The following is a 4,835-nucleotide window of genomic DNA, read 5'->3' on the forward strand; positions in this document are numbered from 1 at the left end:
GCCCTGGGCGGCGACCGGGCCGTTCGCCACCAGGAAGGTGTAGGTGATGAGTATTGACCGTCATCAGCCGGATAGAGGCTCGCAAGCCAGTCGGCAATCGCGAGTCGGTCGTCGTAATCCTTGCTCTCAAGCCCCGGAACACGAACAAGTGTTTCGATTGCCTCCTGTTCATTGGTCGCGCCAAGCAGAATCGCGGCGGCTATAGCCCGCTCCAGGGTGACTTGTTGCAGTTGAAGGCGGCGCTCTGAAGCTGTGCTGATCCAGTAACGTGCTTCGTGGTCAAGCATTCCCGACTCTGGTGATCCACCAGGAAGGGTATCCACTGGATGCGGACCTGACTGAAGCAAGGAGAGCAGGCTAAACCCCTGTAGAGTGAGGGGGACTCCGTATCGGTCGGAATCGAGATCCCGAGGTGGTCTTACGGACGTGGCGACTTGCTGCCAGTCGATATCGGGGTCAACATCGGGAAGGGCAAGTTCGAACGACTGAAGAGCCTGGGTAAAGGCTTCACGCCGTGAGGATAGACTGTTGTCAAGACTTGGCAAGTCCGTGACAGATGCTGTGGACAACAGATGTGGATGGTTGCGTCGGACCTGCTCCCACCAGCCTCAGGTGGCACGTGCTACAGATCTTGAATGGTCAGGGTCTGGCTACGGCGGTTCCGGGTCGATGATCAGTTCTGTCTGGCCGAGGAAGCCGGCGATCAGGTCGGGTTGGTACTGGACGCGTTTGAGCAGGGTCTTGATCGTGGTGGTGAGCTGGTCGACGGTGACGCGGACGTGGTTGCCCAGGTCTCGTTTGACGTGGGCCCACACGCCTTCGACGGGGTTGAGGTCCGGGGCGTAGGCCGGCAGGGGCACCACGGTCAGCCAGGAGGCGTGGCGGGCGAGGAACACGCGCATGGCGGCGCTGCGGTGGGTGTTGAGGTTGTCCCAGCACAGGATGATCGGGGCTTTCAGCTGGTGGTGCGCGGCGACGAGCAGGGTGGCGTAGTCGTCTTCGGAGAAGCTGCGACGTTCACCCTTGCGGCCGTGGTGGGCGAGGACCCGGTAGAACAGGCGGGGCCGCTGGCCGGGCCGGTAGCAGACCAGGGCTGCCATCGACACCCGCCCGGAGCCCTTCCCCGACACCCGCACGGTCGGGGTGTGTCCCCGTGGGGCCCAGGTCCGGGCCTTTGGGGGGCGCAGGCTCTGCCCGGCCTCGTCCTCGAAGACGATCCACGCGCCGGTCGTCGCCGCTAGCCTCGTACCTTCGCCCAGGTCTCCGCCCGCCACGCGGCGACCTTCTCCTCGTCGCGTTCAGCGGCCCGACGGGCGGGAACCTGAGGGCTGTCACCCATACGGTGCAGCAGATACGACGTGCCGCGCAGGGCGTAGCGGGTGTGGAACAGCCGGCCGATCAGCAGCGTCACCCGGGCCAGGGTCCAGCGCTGATCGGGCCAGCCGTGGACGGCCGGACCCCGGTCCAGCTCCCCGCGCAGCCGGTCAAGCTGGCGGTCCGAGAGCCGGCACGACGCCCCGCTCGGCCCGCGTGAGGCCAGCGCCGCCGTGCCACCGGCCTTCCAGAGCCGCCTCCACTGGTAGGCCGACTTCGTACTCACCCGCAGCCGCCCGGCGACCTCGACCGGATCGACCCCGGCGGCGAACAGGTCCGCCGCCTGCACCCGGACCGCTTCCCGACGGGCACGGCCCTGCGCGGTAAGCCCGCCACCATCCGCATACCTCATGCCCGCTGCAAGCGTCGGACACGGCCGGGTCATACCCGAACAGACCAGATGTGATCAAACAGACCCCGACCATTCAAGATCTGTAGTAGCAGTAGCCTGACCGGAGCCGTGTCTGAGGAAGTTTCGAGGACCGAGATGAGGCGGTCGAGCTGATTAGAGCGGGTCTCTGCATAGTCGACAACCAGCAGCACGGGTGTTGCAGTATCGGTAAGAGGGGTAAGATCGACGGTAAACATTCAGGTGCTTTGTTGATGTTGCTTTGGGTTGCTGGCTGTGGAGCCGGGTGCCGATGTTGGTGGTCGTGTGGCGTGCCAGGTCTGGTGCGTGTGGTGAGGTTAGAGGCATGGTGCCAGTCGAGGAGATGCCCCCTGAGGCTCTCCTCGCTGTGGTGCGCGCCCAAGCGGAGCTGATCGCGGAGTTGCGGGCGACGGTCGCCGAGCAGGCCCGGCAGATCGCGGAACTGACGGCGAAGGTCGCTGACCTGGAGCGGAAGGCGTCGCGGAACTCGCGGAACTCGTCGTTATCGCCATCCAGCGATAGCGTGATCCCGGGTCGGAAGCCGCCCGAGCCGCTGGCAGGCGGTGGCGGGGCGGGCACGAAGAAGCGTGGCAAGCAGGCGGGCGTGGACGGGGTGACGCTGGCTTGGCGGGAGGACCCGGACCGGGTCGAGGGGCACTTCCCGACTGGGGTGTGTGCGTGCGGGGCCGGGCTGGATGCGGCGGTGCCGGCCGGAGTCGCCCGCTCGCACCAGGCGCACGATGTCGAGCCGGCCCGCCCGACGGTGGTCCAGCATGACCTCCACCAGGTCGTCTGTGGTTGCGGGCGCCGTCATGTGGCCGCCCGGCCCGACGGGCTGTCCGCGGCGGCGGTGTCCTACGGGCCGGAGATCCGCGCGCTCGCCCTGTACTTCCTTGTGCGTCAGCACCTGCCGGTCGAGCGGACCCGAGAGGTGATCATCGAGCTGTGTGGGGTGGCGGTCTCGACGGGCTGGCTGCACTCGCTGCTGGCGCTCGGCGCGGATGCGGTGGACAAGCCGGTCGAGGCGATCGAGGAACGGATCGCCGCCGAGCCGGTCGCCGGGTTCGACGAGACGCCGCTGAAGGTCGGCCCGAAGGGCGAGAAGCGCTACGTGCTGTCCGCGTCGACGACGTTGTTCACGCTGTTCATGCTGGGCCGGCGGGACAAGGCGAGCTTCCGGATGTTCCTGCTCGGCCGGATGCTCGGGGTCGTCGTCCACGATCGCTACTCCCTCTACGACAACGCCGAGTTCGATGGCTTCCTGCACCAACTGTGCGTCAGCCACCTGCTTCGCGACCTCCAGGACTGTGGGGAGACCTACCCTGGCCAGGTCTGGCCGGTCCAGGCGCAGCGGGCGCTGCGCGGCCTGGTCCACGAGGCCAACCTTGCCCGCGCGGCCGGCCTGCGCGTGGTCCCCGCCGAGCGGCGCGGCCCGCTGATTGCCGAGTTCCGCGGCGCGGTCCGCGTCGGCTTGGCCACCGTCGCGCCTGCCGAGCGGGGCAGGAAGCAGCCGATCGGCCGATGCCTGCTCGAATGCCTGCGCGACCGGCACGACGACGTGCTGCGGTTCGTGTTCGACCTCGACGTGTGGCCGACGAACAATCCGTCAGAGCGTGATCTTCGGCCTTTCAAGACCCAGCAAAAAATCAGTGGGCGGCTCACCTCCGTGACTGCGACCGCCTGCCGCCTCCAGGTCGCCAGCTACCTCTCCACCGCCCGCAAGCACGGCGTCTCTGCGCTGCATGCCCTCCGGCTCGCGTTCCGCGGCACCCCCTGGATGCCACCGGCCGCTGTCGTCCCCACCTAACGGGCACCCCATAGCGATCCCGCCGCGCCGGTCCCGCCCGGCGTGGCCCGCAGCCATGCCCACGACTCGTCACCTACAGCAAGATCTCTAAACCAGGTGAATGTTTACGATCGACGGTTCCGTTCGCTGGATCACGAGCTAGAAATCCGGCGACCCACTGGTCACGACGGAACTGTTGAACGAGGTGGCGAGCAAGGCGGGTTTTTCCTTGGCCCCCGGGGCCGATGAGCGACCGTACCGCGATTTCAGCAGAAGAACGGCACCATGTAGTGAGATCTGCGACCAGTTCCTCCCGACCGTGGAAAGGAACTACCTCAGCGTCCGCACGCAGCAACATCGACGGAGACTGCGGCAAACGCTGTCGCGGCCGTGTTGGTGTCATAATGTGGGTCAACTCTACGGACTCAAGATCCAGCAAATCTATCGAATCGACACATTTTTGGAAATCAGAATTAGCGGCGAGGACATGGAACGGAGTCGCCCGAAGCCGCCGCTCGCCGAAACCTCCTGCTCGTAGCGTCAGGACACCGACGAGTAAACCATCGGCGAACAGACCTGCGCCGGACATCCCAGACCATGGCGAGGGTTCACTAGCTCGAGGTAGGGGTTCCTGCGGAAACTCCTGCACTCCGCACGTTCGGGTTTGGTGCTTTGACCAGCCTGTTCCTTGATCAGGGTGGTCTGGTCGGGTCGACTCCGAGGAGGTCCAGCACGCGCTGCTGGAGCGGGGTGGGCCGGGGGATGTAGGCGGGCTGGCCGTCGCGGGCGGGCACGAGGCGCAGGTCCGCGAGGGCTTCGAGCAGGAGCCGGCCGGTGGGCCTGGCCGGGCGGCCGGCGTAGAGGCCGGGGACCTTCCCGGACGGGCCCGCGGTCTGGCGGGCCTGGCGCTCGATCAGGGAGAACAGCAGCAGGGCTAGGCCGACGACGTGGAGCAGGCCATGGATCCGCTGGTTGTTCTCGACGTAGAGCGGGTCGACGGCGAGCGGGCCCTTGAACGCGCTGTAGCGCCGCTCGGAGGCCTCCTGGCCCTTGTAGTCGAGGAAGACCCCGGCGGTGTCCTTCTCCTCGATGCTCTGGTTCGTCAGCAGCGCGAACCAGCCGTCGGCCTTCTCTGCGAGGTCGAGCGCGTCGGGGTCGAAGAATCAGGATGCTCCTATGGATGTCAAGATCGATAGTGAAGATCTTTTCGGCGGTGAGTCACACCTCGGCGCCGTCGGCGATCTTGCCGGCGGTGTGGGCACGGGTGATCAGGCCGGCGAACACGGCGACGGTCGTCGGCTCCCC

5 protein-coding genes are annotated in these 4,835 nt (G+C 66.7%); 2 read left to right on the top strand and 3 right to left on the bottom strand.

Going from position 1 to position 4,835, the window contains the following annotated elements; all coding sequences use genetic code 11:
- The 3 genes from MJ797_RS23115 to MJ797_RS23125 all read right to left on the bottom strand — a co-directional run.
- The coding region (locus MJ797_RS23115) for a hypothetical protein (protein WP_239341165.1) at positions 1 to 287 on the bottom strand (287 nt) is incomplete at its 3' end.
- A gap of 363 nt (positions 288 to 650) precedes the next feature.
- A complete protein-coding gene (locus MJ797_RS23120) occupies positions 651 to 1,274 on the bottom strand; it encodes a transposase (RefSeq protein WP_239341167.1) in 624 nt (207 codons plus the stop codon).
- On the bottom strand, positions 1,238 to 1,726 hold the full coding sequence (locus tag MJ797_RS23125; RefSeq protein ID WP_239341169.1) for a winged helix-turn-helix domain-containing protein: 489 nt from the start codon (positions 1,724 to 1,726) through the stop codon (positions 1,238 to 1,240). The genes MJ797_RS23120 and MJ797_RS23125 overlap by 37 nt, the downstream gene beginning before the upstream one ends.
- Positions 1,727 to 2,069: 343 nt before the next feature.
- Between MJ797_RS23125 and MJ797_RS23130 the strand changes: the two genes are divergently transcribed.
- Both MJ797_RS23130 and MJ797_RS23135 read left to right on the top strand, forming a co-directional pair.
- Positions 2,070 to 3,551 (top strand): IS66 family transposase, encoded by a 1,482-nt coding sequence (locus tag MJ797_RS23130; RefSeq protein ID WP_239341172.1) that lies wholly within the window; start codon positions 2,070 to 2,072, stop codon positions 3,549 to 3,551.
- A gap of 938 nt (positions 3,552 to 4,489) precedes the next feature.
- On the top strand, positions 4,490 to 4,726 hold the full coding sequence (locus MJ797_RS23135; RefSeq protein WP_239341174.1) for a hypothetical protein: 237 nt from the start codon (positions 4,490 to 4,492) through the stop codon (positions 4,724 to 4,726).
- Positions 4,727 to 4,835 lie beyond the last annotated feature (109 nt).

The sequence above is a fragment of the Protofrankia sp. CiP3 genome (assembly GCF_917627345.1).
Taxonomy (GTDB): domain Bacteria; phylum Actinomycetota; class Actinomycetes; order Frankiales; family Frankiaceae; genus Protofrankia.